A 19,897-nucleotide genomic window follows, 5' to 3' on the forward strand; every position below is an offset into this window, starting at 1 on the left:
CAATGTAATAATTTTATTTAATGATTAAGGCATTCCCTATCGCACAATGTAAACATTTATTTTTATCGCAATATTCTGTTTTAAGCTGAAGTAACGCTTGAGAGTCCATAGCTGTTTTTGAAACTGGCTTTAATTCATTAAAACTTTTAATGATACTGTTCTTTTCGGGGGTAATTTGTTTTACAATTCCTAGCAACAACTCATCAATAGCATGTCCGTTTTGTTTTGAATAACAGAACTTAATTGGCAACACGGTATTTATTAACAGTAAATCTATAAATGATTTTGTAAGTGTTTTTAAAAGTGGTTTTGAGGTTTTTCCGAAGGTATAATGTGTTTTCCAAAACGGAGAGGTGTCAACTTTAAATAATTCATAAAAGTCATTTAAGGTATTCGTTTCTATAATTTTTGAAAACAAATTAGTATGCTCATGGTATAAATTTGCCAACTGAGACAAACGAATAGTTGGGAAATTTGGCGGTCTTAATCTAAAAAACTGAAAAGGCAATACATGAGTATTTGATAATTGAAATTTCTGTTTTAAAAATTGATATTCATCTGAAAGGTTTTTAAAATATCCACTTTCTTCATCTGCGTCTAATAAACCTGATTGTCCAAAAAACAACGCTTCTAATTGTATGATTTTGCTTTGCGATTTTCTAATTATTGAAAAATCTACCGATTGTGCTAAACTATAAAATGCATCACCATTTACTTTTAATCCGAAATTTTTAGCCAACATTTTAAATAAGACAGCTTCCCAATTGTTTTGAGATTCTTGTAAAAGTGTATTAATGGTATTTGATTTTCGCTCTAATCGTTCAAAATACAAACGCTCCATCCAATTATTAAATACAAATTCATCAATATCCTTAAAGTCTGTTTCACAATTAATCCACTTTTCATGACTATTCATTAAAGTTTTATAATTGTTGATAAGTTGAGAATCCACAACATCTTTTAATTCTAGAGTAGGAATTACTGTATTATTTTTTCTAAAGACATCTGTATCATGTTCCCAAACCACATGTAAAATCACATTATCATAAGCGGGATCTTGTTCATGATGATGTACAAACCAATCGGAAGATTTTACATGAATTTCAACATTACCTGCCCAAAGTTGGGCATCGATTTTAAGTTGTGCATTAAAAAAATCTGGTCCCGAATTAAAATTATGTTCACCAACATGCAAAAGGCTTACACGTTCATGTTGTGTGGTTTCTAATTGTGAACTGTCAAACTTTTTATATTGCCAGATATAATGTAAAACGTCTTCTTGCATGCAACTAAAGGTATACAATTTTGATTAAATTATCAATAACGTTCTGATTTTGAAACAAAAAAGCCCAAACTTTCGTTCAGGCTTTAATTATATTTTAAGGATTTTATTATTCAATATAACCCATTTCTTTCATCCATTCGTCATTAAACATTTTACCAACATAACGACTTCCGTGATCATGAAATAACACGACTACAACATCATCTTTAGTAAAGTGTTCTTTAAGTTGTAATATTCCTTTTATAGCTGCACCAGCACTGTTTCCTAAAAACATACCTTCTTCTTTAGCTAGTCTTTGTGTGTAAACTGCGGCGTCTTTATCGGTTACTTTTGTAAAACCATCAATAATATCAAAGTTTACATTTTTTGGTAATATATCTTCACCAATACCTTCGGTTACATAAGGGTAAATTTCATTTTCATCAAACTCACCTGTTTCGTGGTATTTTTTAAATACACTTCCGTAAGTATCAATTCCCCAAATTTTAATATTAGGATTTTTCTCTTTTAAGTATTTTCCCACACCAGAAATTGTTCCACCTGTACCAACTCCTGCTACAAAATGTGTGATTTTCCCTTCGGTTTGTTTCCAAATTTCTGGACCTGTGCTTTCATAATGTGCTGCAGCATTACTTGGATTATCATATTGGTTTACATACCAAGAATTTGGTGTTTCTTCCCCTAATCTTTTTGATACTGAATAATAAGAACGCGGATCTTCTGGCTCAACGGCTGTAGGACAAACTACAACTTCTGCTCCAACAGCTTTAAGCATATCTACTTTTTCTTTACTTTGCTTATCTGCCATTACAAAAATACATTTGTAACCTTTTACAACTGCTGCAAGTGCAAGCCCCATTCCTGTATTTCCTGAAGTTCCTTCAATAATAGTTCCTCCTGGTTTTAGGCGACCATCTGCTTCTGCATCTTCAATCATTTTTAAAGCCATACGATCTTTTACCGAGTTACCTGGGTTAAAAGTTTCATATTTAGATAAGACTAAGCAAGGTAATTCTGCTGTTAATTTATTTAATTTTACCAATGGCGTATTCCCAATGGTTTCAAGTATATTATTTGCGTATTCCATATTTTATTTTTTTGAAGTAGTGCGTGAATTACTACACAATACGAACGTGCAAATTTACAGTAAAAGTTAAAGACTAAACCATAAACTTTATTTTTATTATGTTAAGAATTCTTAAAAATTATTGAAATTTTATAGCCTTAACTGGTGATATTTTTGAAATTATTATTGAAGGAATCAACAACATAATTAAACAAGCGATAAAAGTTCCTACATTTAATAGTATGATATAATCTAAGGCTATATGCACCGGAATAACCGTCATATAATACTCTTCGGGGTTTGGAAATTGTAACCATCCAAAATGATTTTGTAAGAATAATAAACTAATTCCTATAAGATTTCCCCAAAACAACCCTAATCCTACTAAGTAAGCCGCGTTGTAAAGAAACATTTTTCGGATGCTCCAATTTGAGCTTCCTAAGGCTTTTAAGATACCAATCATTTGTGTGCGTTCTAAAATAAGTACTAATAATGTGGTAATCATATTAATTCCGGCAACTACAATCATTATAAAAATAATCCCGTAAGTATTACTGTCAAATATTTTTATCCATTCGAAAATTGAATAGTATTTTTGAGTAATGGTTTCTGCATTTAAAAGCGATGGTGTAGCTTGGTATATTTCGACACCTTTTCTATCTAAATCAGAAAAGTTATCAATAAAAACTTCAAAGTTTCCAATTTCATTAGCTTTCCATTTATTAAGACGTTGCACATGTTTTAAATCTCCAACAATAAAGGTTTTATCAAATTCTTGAAATCCAGAATTAAAAATCCCTATTATATTAAATTGTCTTACCGTTGGTAATTTATTTACAGTTTCTTTTCCAAAAACCATTTGAAAACTGTCATCTACTTTAAAATCTAATCGGTTTGCTAGGTAACTAGAAATCAAGACATCGTTACTTATTTCATCAGTATATTGTGGCAGGCGACCTTCAACTAAAAACTCTTCAAGATAATGCCAATCATAATCTGCACCAACACCTTTTAAAACCACACCTTCAAAATCTGTAGTAGTTCTAATAATTCCAAATTTTTTAGCAACCGCTTGCACATGAGAAACTCCGGTTACACTTTTAAATTCAGGATAAAATTCTTGATTAATATCTATAGGAATATCAGATTCATCTGATACGTTAGAATCGTAATTTGTAATATTTACATGACCATTAAAAGCCACTACTTTATCGCGTACTTTTTGTTGCAGCCCTAATCCAGTAGCAATTGCAATAAGCATTACTATAATTCCAATAGTAATTGCGGTAATTCCAATTTTTATTATTGGTGCCGATACACTACTTTTATACGCTTTACTACTAATAATGCGTTTAGCTATAAAAAATTCGTAATTCAAAATATAATATGCAATTAAAGATGCTCAAAAATACAGTTTTATTATTTGTTTTAATAGGAATTTCCTGCGGTTCTAAATCTAAAGAAGAAACGGCTACAAATTCTGCACAATTAGCAAGTTCTGAAAGTAAATTAGTTATTAACAACTCGCCAATTGTTGGTGCGAATCAAACTGAAAACTATCTTCCTTTTCTTAAAGATAAAAAAGTTGGAATTGTTGCCAACCAAACTAGTGTGATTTTTAAAACTGAAGGTTATACCCATTTGGTAGATTCTTTATTAGCTACAAATATAAATGTCACTAAAGTTTTTGCTCCCGAACACGGTTTTAGAGGAACTGCAGATGCTGGCGAGCATATAAAAGATGGTATTGATACCAAAACAGGCTTACCTTTAGTGTCGCTTTACGGAAAAAATAAAAAACCATCGGCAGCTCAATTAAAAGATATTGAGGTGATGATTTTTGATATTCAAGATGTTGGCGCACGTTTTTACACATACATTTCTTCTTTACATTATGTCATGGAAGCTTGTGCTGAAGCTAATATTCCGGTATTAATTTTAGATCGTCCTAATCCAAACGGTCATTATACTGACGGACCAATTTTGGAAGCTGCTCACAAAAGTTTTGTAGGTATGCATCCTGTTCCTGTAGTTCATGGGATGACAATTGGAGAATATGCACAAATGATAAATGGTGAAAACTGGCTAGAAAACAATGTAAAATGTGAATTAAAAATTGTTAAGGTTAAAAATTACACACACCAAACAGCGTACAGTTTACCAATTAAACCATCGCCAAATTTACCTAACGATGTGGCTATAAACTTATATCCTAGTTTATGTTTTTTTGAAGGTACAAATGTAAACGCAGGTCGCGGAACTCCTATGCAATTTCAGGTGTATGGAAGTCCGTATTTAGATAAGTCATTATATGAGTATAAATACTTCCCTCAACCAAATGAAGGATCAAAACACCCAAAACATGAAGGTCAATTATGCTATGGCGAAAAATTAACAGATGTAAAAACATTAAGCAAATTAGATTTAAACTATCTAATTAATGCGTACCAAAATAGTGTGGATAATAAAATTTTCTTCAACAGCTTTTTCACAAAATTAGCAGGAACAAAAAAATTACAAGAACAGATTGAAGGTAAGCTAACAGACGATGAGATTAGAAAAACGTGGGTAAGAGGTTTAAAAACTTACAATACCATGAGAGCACCGTATTTATTATACAAGTAAGAACCTATTTACCTTCGGTAATAATAACAGCATCTTTTAAGACCTTTACAACAAATACAATTTGTAAAGGTTGCTGTATTACTACAAAAATGTACTTCCCTTTTTTTAAGGTGTTAAGGGGTAATTTAAAATCTTTTTTTCCAATATAAGTGTCAACAACACGGTTTGAATCTTCATCAATCGCCGAGATATATCCAATTTTTCTATCGCCTTTTAAAATTAAAGTGTCTTTAGTATTATTTAAATCGTGAAGTAAGCTTTTAGCCCTAACGTTTACGTTTTTTTCAATGACCGCAAAATCTTGTTGCGCATACAATGTTTGTGAAGTCATCCCTATAAGGAATAGAACTACAAACGTTTTAAATATTTTCATAAATAACTTTAACTACTACGGGATTAGTAACATTATCAAATACATAATTATATCATGAATTATCCAGTAAAAATATATTTTTTTAGTTAAAAATAAAGAAAACAAAAAAATTATAACATTAATAAAACATTATAATAATTAATTGATTACCATTCAAGTCTTTAAAAACGAATAAAATTTATCCTTTTTTATTCAACCTTTAAACTTTTATACGTTTTTTCATCGCTTCAACAATATTGTAAGCTGCCGGACATATCTCAATATTTTTCATAGTTAGATGAGATATCTGCTGAAATTTCTTTCTATCGGTGTGCGGAAATTCGCGACAAGCCTTTGGTCTTACATCATAAATAGAACAATAATTATCTTCTCCTAAAAACGTACAAGGCACACTTTTTAACACATAATCATTATCTTCATCAACACGTAAATATTGATCAATAAATTGTACTGCTTTCATTCTAAAATGCTTCGCTACCCTATCTACATCCTTATCTGTAAATAACGGTCCCGTGGTTTTACAACAGTTAGCACACTCCAAACAGTCGGTACGTTCAAATTCTTCTTCATGCAAATCCTGCATAATATAATCTAATTGTTTTGGCGGCTTTTTTTTAAGCTTCGTAAAGAAGGTTTTATTCTCCTTATGCTTATCTTTGGCCTCTTTTGGAAGGTTATTTATAATGTCTTGCATAAGGCAAAAATACACATTTTATAATATTGAAAAACCTCTTTAAGGTTACAAATTATTAGTTTTTCGCTGTGGCGGAAATTTTAAACACATCGTAAGAAATGAAAGATTTATTCGGGAAAGCATTACAAGATTATCAAAACGAAAATTATACTGAAGACCTCATCACCTCAACACAAATTTCTGGAGAAGATGATTTACCGCTTCCTTATCTTTTCAGGCCATTTTCTGACATGCCTAAACTAGAACAAAAAGCGCTAGAACTTGCTCAAGGAAAAGTACTAGATGTTGGTTGTGGTGCCGGAAGCCATAGTTTATATCTTCAAAATAAAAATATAAACGTAAAAGCCATTGATATTTCTGAAGGTGCAATTCATGTTGTACAACAACGTGGTGTAAAACATGCCGAAATAAAAGACATCTTAAACGAAACCGAAACGTTTGATACCATTTTATTACTTATGAATGGTACCGGAATCTTTAAAGAAATTGAAAAAATACCAACTTATTTAACACATCTTAAATCGTTATTAAATCCTAACGGACAAATATTGATAGATTCTTCTGACATAAAATATATGTATGAAGATGAAGATGGCGGACTTTGGATAGATACCAATGCTGATTATTATGGTGAATTAAACTACTTTTTAAGCTATAAAGGCGAACAAGAAGATCCTATGAAATGGTTATACTTAGATTTTGAAACTTTACTAGATTCGTGTACCGAAGTTGGTTTAAAATGTGACCTTGTTATGGAAGGTGAACATTACGATTATTTAGCTAGAATTTATTAATTGGTTGGGTGTGAATTTTCAAGATAAACCTATCGCACAACACCATCTATAACTATTTTTTCAACTTTTATATTTGGAACCTCAACCATGGGAATAGTCATAAGATCTTTATCTAAAATTATAAAATCGGCATATTTTCCTATTTCAATACTTCCTTTTTCGTGGTCTTCAAAATTAGCATAAGCTGCCCAAATAGTCATACCTCGTAACGCTTCTTCGCGAGTAAGCGCATTTTCTACCTGAAATCCATCTTTTGGAAATTGGTTTATATCCTGACGACCAACAGCGGCGTAAAAAGTTAAAAACGGACTTACTTTTTCAACAGGGAAATCGGTACCTAAAGCAATTTTTCCGTGAGCATTTAATAATTGTTTATACGCATAAGTTGTTTTAAGTCGCTCTGCTCCTAGTCGTTCTTCAGCCCAATACATATCACTGGTTGCGTGAGTTGGCTGAACAGATGGTACAATATCATTAAATAATTTAAAATCTTCAGGAGCTATTACCTGAGCATGTTCTACACGCCATCTTCGGTCTTTTTGTCCTTGTAAAACTGATTTGTAAGTTTGTAAAACTACATGATTTGTTGAATCTCCAATGGCATGAGTATTCAACTGGAAATTAGAATTTGCAACACGTGTTGCAATAGCGTCAAAGTCTGATAACGGACTTAATATCGTCCCAAAATGGTTGGGGTGATCACTATATGATTCTCTAAGAGCAGCACCACGAGATCCTAGTGCGCCATCTGCAAAAAACTTAAAAGATGTAACGTTTAGTTTCTCTGTTTTTACAACACCTTTATTTAAATAATACTCTAAATTTTCTTTTGTCGCCATTACCATAGCATACACACGCATTTGCAAATCACCTGTTTGTTGTAAACTATCAATAATCTCAATATCTGCACGATTTAAACCTGCATCAGACACTGTTGTTAATCCGTTTTTAAAACCTATTTCTTGAGCTGCTAATAAGGCTTTTACTTTTTGAGTACGATTAGGTATTGGCCAATAATTATCCATTAGCAATAAAGCATTATCTACCAAAACGCCTGTTGGTTTTCCATTTTTAAGCACCACCTCTCCTCCATCAACTTTAGTTGTTGCAGTAATATTTGCTAGTTGTAAAGCGGCATCATTACATAAAATTGCATGACCATCAATACGACGTAACACCACCGGTTTATTAGGAAACAGTTTACTTAATAATATATTATTAGGAAATTGTTTATTGTCCCAATCATTTTGATCCCATCCATTACCAATAATAAAGCTTAACGCTTCTTGATTTTGAAAATCTAAAATGCGCTTTATAACGTCTTCAAAACTTTTGGCACCTACCAAATCAACTTCAAATTGATTATATCCTAAACCTAAAAAGTGACAATGTGCATCAATAAATCCTGGTAGTATAGTTTTTGATTCGGCATTAATAATAGTTTTTGCGGTATATAATTCTTGAAGTAAAAGAGATGTTCCTGTATCTAAAATTTTTCCGTCCTTAATAGCAAATGCTTCAATGGTATCAAAATTTTCATTTACCGTATATACATTCGCATTAATAACTAAGGTATCTACATTTATTTTAGAATTACATGACACTAAAATTAGCGTTAAGAAAAGTATTAAAGTAGCTTTCATAAAGTATAGATAATTGGGTTGGTTTTGTAAAAATAAAAAGAGGCGAACTAAAGCACAAGTAACATTGCTTTTAGTTCGCCTCTTTATATCTTATTTTTTAATAATTTTAAAAATCGAATTGATAAGTTGCACCAGCTAAAAATTGAATCCCTTGAACAGGATAGTTTAACCAACGTTGGTAATTTTCGCCAGCAATATTATTAGCTTTCGCATATACCGAAAGACGATCATTTACTTTATAACCTACATGTGCGTTGGCATCAAAATAAGCATCTAAAGTAATTGTTTGTGGTTCAACGGGAATAATGCCACCATCTATTTTAAATTGATCTTTACGTTCGCCTACATAAAATATACTTGCGCCAGCAAACCAGTTTTCATCAATTTGATAATCGGCAAATACAGAAGCTTTAAGATTTGGTAAATTCCATGCTTCTTCAGCTTCATCTGTAGAATAATTAAAATACTCTCCTTTAACTCCTAATTTAAAATTACGATTAATATCTACTTGTAACTCTCCACCAAATGAAACCGTAGTTACTTTATCATATACAATCCCAAAAGAATTTCCGTAGTGATAAGCTTCTGTAGGAGTCATTGCAATACTATTGGCACTAAACAATCCTTTATTATTCTCAGCATAATAATGACCACTTACATTATAACTCATGCTATTAGATAATTTACCTTTAATACCTAAAGACGCATTATATTGCTGATCTGTTGGTGTGATAAATAATGTTGGTGATACAAATGGATTTACTGTTGAATAATCGTAGTATGAATTCTGACTTAAACCTCCTTCAACAGCTCCATAAGCGATTAAAAGCTCATCAACTAAACGGTAACTTGCATTAATATTTGGATAGACATAAAACTTACTATCGCCAGCTTCGGTATCATTAAAATACACAAATTCCACTCCTAAGTTTACTGTCAACTCATCTTGAATAAGTTGATAAGATGGCGCTATACTTGCGCTAATATTTCCGTAGTTTATAGTTTCATCTACATAAAAACCTTTATCAAAAGAACCTCCTAAATAATCAATTCCTACTTGAGTTGAAACTTTTTGATCTTGTACAGGAATCTCAAATTCTGTTCCTACAACAAATCTATTTTCTCCCGAACTTCTATCATCACCAAAATGTCTAAATTTTAAACTCGCATTACTTAAAATAGCGTCATCAAAATCTACTCTACCGCCAACATATCCGCTATAAAATGAATGTTTCACATCAGACTCTCCAACTGTTGAAGCATCATAATATGGTTGTGGTAATCCGTACCAGTTAAAACTATTTAACTCAAAACCTCCATCAATTTTCCATGATAAATCTCTAAGTTGTTTACGGTAATTAACATTTAAATTTGTTTTTGAAAAATCGTCATCTAAAAGTAAATCTTTAATACCACCTTGTGATGAGTGATGACTTAAATATCCTCCTATAGTTTCGCTTCTACTCAGCTCATGATTTAAGTATACTTCACCTAAAATACTGGTATAAGTTCCAAATCCTAAAGAGGCATAATTATCATAAAGTTTTATAGCTTTTGCTTTATCTACTGTTGCTGCTTTTCCTTTTGCTGGTGTAAAAGTTGAAGCCACTGGAATAGAAAAAATATTATATTTCACCTCTTTTTTAACGCCTGTATTTTCATCATTTAAAGTAGGCGTTTCTTTAATTTTAAACGCATCGGAAATTGTAGGCGTATATGCTTTTACAATATTTACTACTTGCGTATCAAGCGTATCATTTTCGGTGGTTCTGTCTTGAGCACAAACTACAGAAACACTTAATAATGTAACTACAGAAAATATATGTTTGATATGTTTTTGCATGTTTTAAGTTTTGATTTGAAACGGTTGTTTTTTAGTTTAAAAATTCTATTTAAAAAACAATTAGTTTTCTGTTGTAATTGATGAGTTTGTTTTTGCTTCTTCAGCTTTAATTCGGTTTAATTCTTGTTGTGCTTCTGCAACAACATCGTCAAACTCTGGGAAACTTGTAATAACACTCTCTAAAATATAAGTGGCCTGAAAAGCTTCTTTTAGCGCATCATAGTTTTTAGCCATAAGCACCAACCCTTTTGCACTATAATATTTATAGCTAGAATAATCTTTAGCTAATTTTTGAGTGGTCGCATTCGACTCTGTATAATTTCCTTCTTTATTTTTAAAGTAAGCATTATAGTATAAAGCTTCGGCAGCTAATGCACCTGTTGCAATGGTTTCTAAATTAGCATAAGCCGTTTTAGCTTTTACTTCATCATTAGTTTTTATAGCAGAACGCGCAATAATTATTTGAGCGTCACTTTTCACCTTATTATCAATTTTAGCAATTTTTAAAACATTTTCAGCATATAAAACAGCGGCGTTATAGTTTTCTAATTGATAATACGCATTCATTAAATTAGATTTTGCATAAGTAATATTTTGAGGATAATCTGCTTCGGTTTCTAAACGTTTTAAAAGCGGAATGGCGTCATTCCATTTTGAGTTATTTAAAAGCATCTCAGATAATTTTACAATCGCTTCTTCGGTATACTCACTTTTAGGTTGCTCAACTACATATTGGTAATGCGGTTTTGAATTATCTGAAAGTTGCTTTTTAGCATATAATTCGGCTAAATAAAAATGAGATTTTAAAGCATTTAGTCCTTTAGAAAATTGAGATAAATACACATTAAATTGTTTAATCGCCTTATCTGTATTATTATCTAAATACTGTTTTTCGGCAGCTAAATAGGTGGTATTATCCAACTCTACATCGGTAACACTTATATAATCTAAGGTTTGTACCCAAGCCGCATATTCATCTACACGACCTAAATCTATATAAATTAAACGCGCTGTAGCAACTGCTTGTACAGCTTCTTCAGAATTTGGATATGCTTTTGCAACCGTTTTAAATTTAGTTAACGCTTTATTATTATCGTTTACATTATAATATGATAATCCTTGTCTTAATAATGATTTTGATACAAATGTAGAATTTTTATATTCTGAATTTAAACGATCATACATCGCCATTGCCTCGGTAGTTTTATTAGCTTTTACATAAGAGTTAGCTAATTCGTACATGGCATCATCACGTAAAGATGATTTTGGATAGTTGGCAATAAATTTATTTAATTCTTTAATTTTTTGAGTTCCTTTTCCAAGATACCCATAACTCATGGCTTGTTGAAAAAACGGATAATCGGTTTCAATCTTTTTCAAGTCTATTGCTTTATCATAAGCCGTAATTGCTTTTGTATAATCACTCGTCACAAAATAACCATCACCAAGTCTTAAATAAGCATCATTAACACGCAATTTATCGGCAGGTTTAGCATCTACATACATTTGAAAATGCTCACTTGCTTTACTGTAATTTTTAAGTTTGAAATAGGCATACGCCAAGTTATAATCTATATTTTCAATTTCAGGAGTTGTTGAAGCTTCCGGAAATTGTGCAAACTGCTTCAATCCTAATAAAGCATCATTATAATTTGCTAAATGAAAATCTGTTTCCGCTTTCCAAAACGTAGCACGTGTAGTAAAAACTGGTGCTTTAGCTTCGTCAACCGATTTATCAAAAAGTAATTTTGCCTCGTTATAATTAGCATCGTTATACATTTCTATTCCTCTATAAAAAGCTACTTTTTGAAACGCCACACGATTATCAAAACTTCGTTTACCTTCTAATAATTTTAAAGCCTCTTTATAATTTTTTGAAGTAATATAAGAATCAATCAATAAGGTTTCAACCTCATTTTTATAAGCCGTTTTTGGATATTTTTCTAAATAACTAGTTAATACTTGTGGTACAGATTGGTAAGGATTCCCTATTTCGTAACTAATTTTTGCATAATTTAACCATGCATCTTCCTGAATTTTTAAATCGAAATCCATTTGTGACGCATTACGAAACGCATTTAAAGCTTCCTGCTTTTTATTTAAATTCACATAACTCTCTCCTAAATGATAATATGCATTTTGAGCTACGCTATTATCACCACTAATAATTTTATTAAATTCTGAAACTGCTTTTTCAAAATCATTTTGCTTGTAATACGCGTAACCTAATTGGTAATAATCTGTGTTGTTCCATTTTCCTTTTTTACCCTTATAATCTTTTAAGTAAGGAATCGCTTCAGTGTATTTTTCGAGATTAAAATAACTCTCACCAATAATTTTAGACAATTCAGAAGCTTCGTCTCTATCGGCCGTTTTAAGTTGTGATTTTGCAAGCTCAATTGCTTTATCAAACTTTCCGAGCTTAAAATTTAAATCGGCTTGATAATAAGATAATTTCTCTTTGTATTTTTCTTGATCAGTAACTTGTTCAAAATATTCATTTGCTTTTTCATAATCATCACCTTGATAGGCCATAAAACCAATATAGTATTTGGCTTGCGATCCATATTCTTTAGAGTTTGATACTTTATTTAAATAAGTTAACGCATTGTTTTCATCACCAGCGGTATATAACGCATATCCATAATTGAAATTAAATTTATCACGTTCGGTTCTAGAAATACTATTAACATCAACCTTATCATACCATTTTCTGGCATAAGGATATTTACCGTTCTCAAAATAGTAGTCTGCTACATCTAAATAGGCGGTATTTCGTTTTGTACTTGTCGGATAATCTTCAACAAAATCTTCAATTAAAGTATCGGCATTTTTCTGATTTAATCGCACTGCACAATTAGCAATATAATAAGCACAATCAGATTCTATTTGCACATCGCTAGTTTGCCCTTTTACATTATCGAAAAGAGATTGAGCGGCCTGAAATTGATTATTATTATAAAGTGTTAATGCTTTTTGATAATCTACCAAACTATTAGTATAGGTTGCTGATTGTTGTGCTTGAATGCCAAAATTAAGAAGTATAAAACTTACCAGTATAAATATATGCTTATGAGCCATTAAGTTCGGTTTTTTATGTGATGTTCAAAGATAAAGTTTATATAAAAGATAACGCAACAATTGATTTATAATTATAAACAAGTTAGCAAAAATGTCTTCTACGACATAAGAACCTTTGTTTTTTTACGTTATTTCACTATAAATTTGATGAGAAAATGAGCTTTAGTAACAGCTAGTAAAAATTTGATTATTGAGTTTTTTAATAATACATTTACATTTCTATAAAAATTAAGCCTAAAAAATGTCTGAAACTGTTTTACAATTAAAAAACGCGTCCATATTTCAAGGAGAAAACATGGTATTAAACGATGTTAATTTCGAAATGAAAAAAGGAGATTTTGTATATCTTATTGGAAAAACAGGAAGCGGAAAAAGTAGTTTTATGAAAACCCTTTATGGTGATTTAAAACTTACCGAAGGCGAAGGCGCTATTGTAGATTTTGATTTACGTACTTTAAAGGAAAAAGAGATTCCGTTTTTAAGACGAAAACTAGGCGTTGTGTTTCAAGATTTTAAACTTTTACCAGACCGTACCATAAATAGTAATTTAGAATTTGTACTAAAAGCTACCGGTTGGAAAGGTAAAAAAGAAATTGCCGAACGTATAGAAACCGTTTTAGACAAGGTGGCTATGAAAACTAAAGGATTTAAATTTCCTCACGAACTTTCGGGTGGAGAACAACAACGTATTGCTATTGCAAGAGCGTTATTAAACGACCCTGAACTTATTCTTGCCGATGAACCTACCGGAAACCTAGATCCACAAACCAGTATTGAGGTAATGGAAGTTTTACGTGAAATTAACCAAAACGGAAATACTATTTTAATGGCTACTCATGATTATGCTTTGCTTTTAAAATACCCAAGTAAGACTCTAAAATGTGACGAGAATAAAGTTTTTGAGGTTGTACAACGTAAAGCCTAACGTATTTTTTACATTATCTAATTTTTAATGATTACAGTTTTAATACCTGTTTATAATTACAACATCACCGCTTTGGTTGAGTCGCTACATGAGCAACTTACAGCCCTAGATATTGTTTTTGAAATTAGATGCTTGGACGATGCTTCGGAAATGACCTTTAGTACTAAAAACAAAACTATTGAGCGTTTAACACACACATATTATACTATTTCAAAAATTAATAACGGTAGAGAACAAACCCGTCAATTACTTGCTGAAAGTGCCACTTATAGCTGGTTATTATTTTTAGATGCAGATACACTTCCATTAAGGACAAATTTTGCAGCTGCATATATTTCATTTTTAAATACTGATTACGATGCTGTTTTTGGAGGAATTACGTACCAGAAACAAGCTCCTGAATCTTCTAAAATGTTACGTTGGACCTACGGAAAGGCTTGCGAGCAAAAACTTGCTGAAAAAAGAAACAAAACACCTTACCTAAGTATTACATCTCCTAATTTTATAATTAAGAAAACAGTTTTTCTTAATTATAATTCTTTTATAAAAGGAAAAGATTATGGGTTTGATGCTTATTTTGCCACGCTATTAAAAACAGATGCTGTAAAAGTTTTTCATATAAACAATGAAGTTATCCATTTAGGAATTGAAAGTAGCAAGCAGTATTTAAATAAAACAGAAGAAGCTATTGAAACCTATTTTAAACTTTACAGTAATAATAAGATTTCAATAAAAGACAACAATCTAATAAGCTTATTTACCTCACTAAAAACCTTAAAAATACATGTGCTTTTATCGGCTTTTTATAAAATATCAAAACCTAAATTACAACAACAGTTACTAGGAAAATCGCCTAGTTTATTTCTTTTTCAGTTGTATAGATTACTTTACTTATGCTATTTTAGTTTAAATTACCGAAAACTTAATTAATGCTACCATTTTTTTCAATAGTTATCCCTTTATACAATAAGGAAAATCATATAAAAAAGACATTGAGTCACGTATGCGCTCAAACTTTTACAGATTTTGAAGTGATTATTGTTAATGACGGGTCAACAGATGAGAGTTTAAAAGCTGCTAAATCTGTACAAGACGCGCGCATCAATTTTTTTTCAACAGAAAACAAAGGCGTTTCTCATGCTAGAAATTATGGAATAAAACAGAGTAATTCTGATCTTATTGTATTACTAGATGCCGATGATTATTGGTTACCAAATCATTTAGAAAATTTAAAAACACTTTACACAAAGTTTCCTAACTGCGGACTTTTCGCTTGCGGATATTCAAAATTAATAAACAACAAAACTGTTACTTCTAGATTTCATGAAATTCCTAACACAAAATATTGGATGGGAATTGTTCCTAATTATTTTACCTCTAGTAGTCTTTGTGAAATAGCCTCTTCATCATCAGTAATGCTTCCTAAAAATACATTAGATAACATTGGTGGTTTTAATACCTCTTTTTCGTTTGGAGAAGACACCGATTTATGGATACGAATTGCTTTACAATATCCAGTTGCTTTTTGTAATGTTACTACGGTTGTACTACAATTAGATTCAGATCATAGAGCAATACACACTAATCCTAATGACAGAGCTTATTTAGACCTTGATGCATATAATGAGGTATCCAAAAAAATGCCAGCATTAAAACAGTATATGGATTTACATAGATTTGCAATTGCTATACAATATAAGTTAATTAAAAATAGAACCTTATTTCATTTTTATGCAAATGCTATTGACTTTGGAAACTTAAAATGGAAACAAAAAATTTTTTTAAAGCTCCCTGCAACCATATTGAGATTTGGTTTTTATATGAAGCGTAAAATTTTAAATGTAGGAATTAATTTATCTCGCTATTGATTTTTCAAAAGTATCATAATCTCTAATATAATCTTCTTCATCAAACTCTCCAGACGCTAAAACTAAACAAACAGCTCCTGAAGAAAAATCTTTTAATTCACGCCAAACACCATTTGGAATCAACAAGCCCTTGTTAGGCTTATTAAGTAACACGGTTTCTTTTGATACACCATCATCTAAAACAAGTTCAAAACTACCGCTTAAAGCAATTAAAAACTCGTATTGTTCTTTATGTGAATGTCCGCCACGATACGCACCACTTGGCACATCGTATAAATAGTAAACACGCTTAATAGGATAAGGAATACAGTCTTTTTCAATCACAGATAAATTTCCTCTAGGGTCTTCTATCTTTGGTATATCGATAATATTAATTTTCATATATTTTATTTATTTCTCCTGCAGACTTTAGTTTTTTATAAGTGGTAATTCCGTTAAGGCCAATTTTAAATTTAGCAAGTATTTCACTTCTTTTTATAAAACCGTCTTTCCACATAAAAAGGGTAAACTTTAACAACCAAATATAGCTCAAATTACCCCAAAAACGTTGCGCTAAAGCTGTTCTAGCAAAAAAAGAATTATCACCTCCCATCAATACGCCCGAGCTTATATTAGGATGTGTGACTATTTTTGTTTGCTCATGAATCATGGTTAAACCTTTATCATAAGCGGTTCGTAAAAACACATATTCTGTAGCACCTTTAAATACAGAACCTACACCAAAATAATGATTAAAATACACTTGATGTTGCTTAAACGATTCGCGTTTAAAAGAAATAACCCAAGTATATATTTTTTTCAACGACTTTTTATGATGCGTTTTTACATCGTAATAATAAGTATATGGTTGCCCTTCTTCATTTAATGCTTCAAAAGAAATCATATCAGCATTAGGATTTTCGTGATAGGCGTCAATAACGGTTTGCTTTAAATTAGGTTGATAAACAATATCGTCATCAGACATTAAACACACATCGGCAGTTGCGGTTCTAATAGCAAGATTTCTACTGGTTGGCGAACCTCTTTCAAAAGAATTAATAACAGTAACGTTTTTTAATTCCGAAGTTAAAATTTTATCTTCAGTAGTTTGATTAACCACTATAATATCAAAATCTTCAAAAGTGTTATTTACAAAAATAGGAGTCAAAAAATCTAAGTTCTCCCTAAACATTGTAGATATTAATATTTGAAAAGTTATTGGCATAGTTAAAATGTGTATAATATAAAGGGAATTGCTATTTTTGGCTTAAATGTAATATTTTTTATGCGAATATTGTTGATTGGAGAGTATAGTAGACTTCATAATTCACTAAAAGAAGGCTTAATTGCTTTAGGACATGAGGTGGTTATTGTTGGAAATGGTGATGGCTTTAAAAAATACCCTGTTGATATTGTCTTAGATCATTCTTTTCATCATAAAATTTTAAAAAAACTAAATACCGGTTTTTATAAGCTAACTTCAATTAACCTTGCTTCGGTAGAAATTTATTTAAAAGCGCGTCTTAAATCAAAGCAATTTAAAGGTTTTGATGTGGTGCAGCTTATTAATGAATCTTCAATTAAATCGTCTCCAAAGTTAGAAATCAGGTTTTTAAAACAGATTTTAAAGCATAACAAAAAGCTCTTTTTGCTGTCTTGTGGTATTGATCATCAATGTGTAAAATATATGATGGAAGACAAATTTGAATACAGTATTATGTCGCCGTATTTAAAAGATAAATCGCTATTTGATTTGTATAAGTTTCAACTTCAGTATTTAAATAAAGACTTTACAAAACTTCATCAATTTTTATATACCAATAGTAATGGTGTGATTGCATCGGATATGGATTATCATATTCCTTTACAGGGAAACCCTAACTATTTAGGCCTTATTCCTAATCCTATAAATATTGAAAAACACCCGTATATTCCTATGAATATTGATGGGAAAATTAAAATATTTCATGGTGTAAACTCTTCAGCAATTGTAAAAAAAGGGACTAATTATTTTACTGAAGCTTTAAAAATTATTGAGCAGAAGTATAAAGATAAGGTAGAAATTACAACTACTTACAGTATTCCTTATAATGACTATATTAAGATTTATAATGATTGCCACATTTTGTTAGATCAGGTTTTAGGATACGATCAAGGTTACAATGCTCTGGAAGCCATGGCAAAAGGGAAAGTAGTTTTAACTGGTGCCGAATATGAGTTTATGGAACATTACAAACTAACAAAACCAGTTGCTGTAAATGTAAAACCTAATGTAGACCAAATTGTAAATGCTTTAGCTAATTTGATTGAAAACCCTCAATTAATTTTAGAAATCAGTAAAAATGCAAGAACATTTATTGAAAAAGAACATCAACATATTAATATTGCAAAAAAATATGTAGACTTGTGGAATGCATAAGATAGTATTGTGTTAAAAACTATTTTTCGTAAATTAAAACGTTGAAAACAAAATTTTAAAATCATATGAATTCAAATATTATTTCAGAAAAAGCAACTATTGGTAAAAATGTAAAATTAGGTTTTTTCTGTATTATTGAAGACGATGTTGTTATTGGAGACAATACAGTTATTAAAAATTATGTTGAGCTAAGAAGCGGTACTGTTATAGGAGAATATTGCTATATTGACTCTAGAGTGACTTCTTCTGGAAATTGCACAATAGGCAATAACGTTACCATAAGATATGATAGTATTATTGCTAGAGGTGTGAAAATAGGAGACAATACTTATATTTCTCCAAAAATGATGACTAATAATTTGGATGTTGAAAAAAATGCCATTGGAGGTGTTCATATAGGATCAGATGTATTTATTGGTACAAACTGCGTATTTCAACACGGTATTTCAATTGGAAAAAATAGTATTATTGGATCACTGTCCTACATTAATAAAAATGTTCCTGAAGGAGAAATCTGGTTTGGAAATCCTGCTACTTTTAAAAAGAAAAACGAACAATAATCTTATAATTTAACCCGTTTCCAGGCCATAAGACGTTCTTTTTCTGATTCCCAATCTCTGGCATAATTATTTTTAATTAATTTTGCTGGCAAGCCACCTATTAAAATATATTCGCCTAAAGCTGTATAATCTTTCCCACAAACACTATTAGAAGCTATTACACAATTATTAGGTGTTTTGGTATTTCCCATTATTGATACACGATTAGAAAAAGCGTTATAATCTCCAATATGGATTTCATTTTTCATAGAATAATGTTCACCTGTTTTTGTATTCATCATGGGGTGAGAGTTTGTATCTATCACCTGAGATTCATAACCAATTCCTGCCCAACTTCCTATCACAATTTTTTTGGTGCAAACGAGTTTCACATCAGAGCCTAAACACCCCATAAAACCAAACTCACAATAGGCATCTTTATCTACCGAAAACAAAAAATCTTTACCAATATGCGCATGACCTTTAAAAACTAGTGTTCCATCTAAAAACAATTCAGAAATCCCTTTAGATAAAGTCCATTTTTCAAAATGCTGTCCAAAACCTATCATTCCTCTTTTAATATCTCCATCAATTTTAATGGTTCCTTTTAAAGATGAAAACTTCACTTTTCCGTAGAAAAAAACAGGTAACTTTTTAGCACTATGAAATGGAAACATTTTAAAATTGAAATACAACGTTTTAATCCAATTGATAGTGAAAAAAAAACGCACTTTTTTATACATCAGTAAAAGAGGGAAATATA

At 30.9% G+C, this 19,897-nt stretch carries 18 protein-coding genes; 7 read left to right on the top strand and 11 right to left on the bottom strand.

The window, feature by feature from the left end; translation table 11 throughout:
* Positions 1–13 precede the first annotated feature (13 nt).
* From ACU4C5_RS02035 to ACU4C5_RS02045, 3 genes are all read right to left on the bottom strand, one after another.
* On the bottom strand, positions 14–1,285 hold the full coding sequence (locus tag ACU4C5_RS02035) for a DUF2851 family protein (RefSeq protein ID WP_446845384.1): 1,272 nt from the start codon (positions 1,283–1,285) through the stop codon (positions 14–16).
* Between the two features lie 106 nt (positions 1,286–1,391).
* Positions 1,392–2,372, bottom strand: a complete 981-nt coding sequence (locus ACU4C5_RS02040; protein WP_446845385.1) for a PLP-dependent cysteine synthase family protein — start codon at positions 2,370–2,372, stop codon at positions 1,392–1,394.
* Positions 2,373–2,490: 118 nt separating this feature from the next.
* Positions 2,491–3,729, bottom strand: coding sequence for an ABC transporter permease (locus ACU4C5_RS02045; protein ID WP_446845386.1), 1,239 nt, complete (start codon positions 3,727–3,729; stop codon positions 2,491–2,493).
* An 8-nt stretch (positions 3,730–3,737) separates the two neighbouring features.
* Between ACU4C5_RS02045 and ACU4C5_RS02050 the strand changes: the two genes are divergently transcribed.
* Positions 3,738–4,976, top strand: a complete 1,239-nt coding sequence (locus tag ACU4C5_RS02050) for an exo-beta-N-acetylmuramidase NamZ family protein (RefSeq protein ID WP_446845387.1) — start codon at positions 3,738–3,740, stop codon at positions 4,974–4,976.
* A 4-nt stretch (positions 4,977–4,980) separates the two neighbouring features.
* Here ACU4C5_RS02050 and ACU4C5_RS02055 read toward each other — a convergent pair whose 3' ends face one another.
* Together ACU4C5_RS02055 and ACU4C5_RS02060 are read right to left on the bottom strand one after the other, a co-directional pair.
* Positions 4,981–5,349, bottom strand: a complete 369-nt coding sequence (locus ACU4C5_RS02055) for a hypothetical protein (RefSeq protein ID WP_446845388.1) — start codon at positions 5,347–5,349, stop codon at positions 4,981–4,983.
* 199 nt (positions 5,350–5,548) lie between these two features.
* A complete protein-coding gene (locus tag ACU4C5_RS02060) occupies positions 5,549–6,043 on the bottom strand; it encodes a YkgJ family cysteine cluster protein (protein WP_446845389.1) in 495 nt (164 codons plus the stop codon).
* Between the two features lie 98 nt (positions 6,044–6,141).
* Here ACU4C5_RS02060 and ACU4C5_RS02065 point away from each other — a divergent pair, with 98 nt between their 5' ends.
* Positions 6,142–6,837 (top strand): class I SAM-dependent methyltransferase, encoded by a 696-nt coding sequence (locus tag ACU4C5_RS02065; protein ID WP_446845390.1) that lies wholly within the window; start codon positions 6,142–6,144, stop codon positions 6,835–6,837.
* Between the two features lie 29 nt (positions 6,838–6,866).
* Here the strand turns inward: ACU4C5_RS02065 and ACU4C5_RS02070 are convergent, their stop codons facing one another.
* The 3 genes from ACU4C5_RS02070 to ACU4C5_RS02080 all read right to left on the bottom strand — a co-directional run bounded on the left by ACU4C5_RS02070 (position 6,867) and on the right by ACU4C5_RS02080 (position 13,404).
* Positions 6,867–8,480 (bottom strand): amidohydrolase, encoded by a 1,614-nt coding sequence (locus ACU4C5_RS02070; RefSeq protein ID WP_446845391.1) that lies wholly within the window; start codon positions 8,478–8,480, stop codon positions 6,867–6,869.
* Positions 8,481–8,586: 106 nt separating this feature from the next.
* Complete coding sequence (locus ACU4C5_RS02075; RefSeq protein ID WP_446845392.1) at positions 8,587–10,323, bottom strand: porin family protein; 1,737 nt, start codon at positions 10,321–10,323, stop codon at positions 8,587–8,589.
* Between the two features lie 60 nt (positions 10,324–10,383).
* The gene (locus ACU4C5_RS02080) at positions 10,384–13,404 is read right to left on the bottom strand and encodes a tetratricopeptide repeat protein (RefSeq protein WP_446845393.1); all 3,021 of its coding nucleotides are present in this window, start codon (positions 13,402–13,404) and stop codon (positions 10,384–10,386) included.
* 241 nt (positions 13,405–13,645) lie between these two features.
* On the opposite strand from ACU4C5_RS02080, the gene ACU4C5_RS02085 reads away from it, so the two are divergent.
* The 3 genes from ACU4C5_RS02085 to ACU4C5_RS02095 are packed head-to-tail and all read left to right on the top strand — an operon-like array spanning position 13,646 to position 16,197.
* On the top strand, positions 13,646–14,329 hold the full coding sequence (locus ACU4C5_RS02085) for a cell division ATP-binding protein FtsE (protein ID WP_446845394.1): 684 nt from the start codon (positions 13,646–13,648) through the stop codon (positions 14,327–14,329).
* A gap of 27 nt (positions 14,330–14,356) precedes the next feature.
* Positions 14,357–15,259 carry a glycosyltransferase family 2 protein gene (locus tag ACU4C5_RS02090; protein ID WP_446845395.1) on the top strand — a complete coding sequence of 301 codons (903 nt, stop codon included), beginning with the start codon at positions 14,357–14,359 and terminating at the stop codon, positions 15,257–15,259.
* Positions 15,259–16,197, top strand: coding sequence for a glycosyltransferase family 2 protein (locus tag ACU4C5_RS02095; RefSeq protein ID WP_446845396.1), 939 nt, complete (start codon positions 15,259–15,261; stop codon positions 16,195–16,197). Before ACU4C5_RS02090 ends, ACU4C5_RS02095 begins: the two co-directional genes overlap by 1 nt.
* Here ACU4C5_RS02095 and ACU4C5_RS02100 read toward each other — a convergent pair.
* Both ACU4C5_RS02100 and ACU4C5_RS02105 read right to left on the bottom strand, forming a co-directional pair.
* Entirely contained in the window at positions 16,183–16,578 is a 396-nt protein-coding gene (locus ACU4C5_RS02100) for a sugar 3,4-ketoisomerase (protein ID WP_446845397.1), read from the bottom strand. The genes ACU4C5_RS02095 and ACU4C5_RS02100 overlap by 15 nt on opposite strands.
* Entirely contained in the window at positions 16,568–17,401 is an 834-nt protein-coding gene (locus tag ACU4C5_RS02105; RefSeq protein WP_446845398.1) for a glycosyltransferase family A protein, read from the bottom strand. Before ACU4C5_RS02105 ends, ACU4C5_RS02100 begins: the two co-directional genes overlap by 11 nt.
* A 9-nt stretch (positions 17,402–17,410) precedes the next feature.
* On the opposite strand from ACU4C5_RS02105, the gene ACU4C5_RS02110 reads away from it, so the two are divergent.
* Both ACU4C5_RS02110 and ACU4C5_RS02115 read left to right on the top strand, forming a co-directional pair.
* Complete coding sequence (locus ACU4C5_RS02110; RefSeq protein ID WP_446845399.1) at positions 17,411–18,595, top strand: glycosyltransferase; 1,185 nt, start codon at positions 17,411–17,413, stop codon at positions 18,593–18,595.
* A 65-nt stretch (positions 18,596–18,660) separates the two neighbouring features.
* Complete coding sequence (locus ACU4C5_RS02115; protein ID WP_446845400.1) at positions 18,661–19,155, top strand: DapH/DapD/GlmU-related protein; 495 nt, start codon at positions 18,661–18,663, stop codon at positions 19,153–19,155.
* 2 nt (positions 19,156–19,157) lie between these two features.
* On the opposite strand, the gene ACU4C5_RS02120 is transcribed toward ACU4C5_RS02115, so the two are convergent.
* Positions 19,158–19,811, bottom strand: coding sequence for an acyltransferase (locus ACU4C5_RS02120; protein WP_446845401.1), 654 nt, complete (start codon positions 19,809–19,811; stop codon positions 19,158–19,160).
* Positions 19,812–19,897 lie beyond the last annotated feature (86 nt).

The sequence above is a fragment of the Lacinutrix undariae genome (assembly GCF_052934785.1).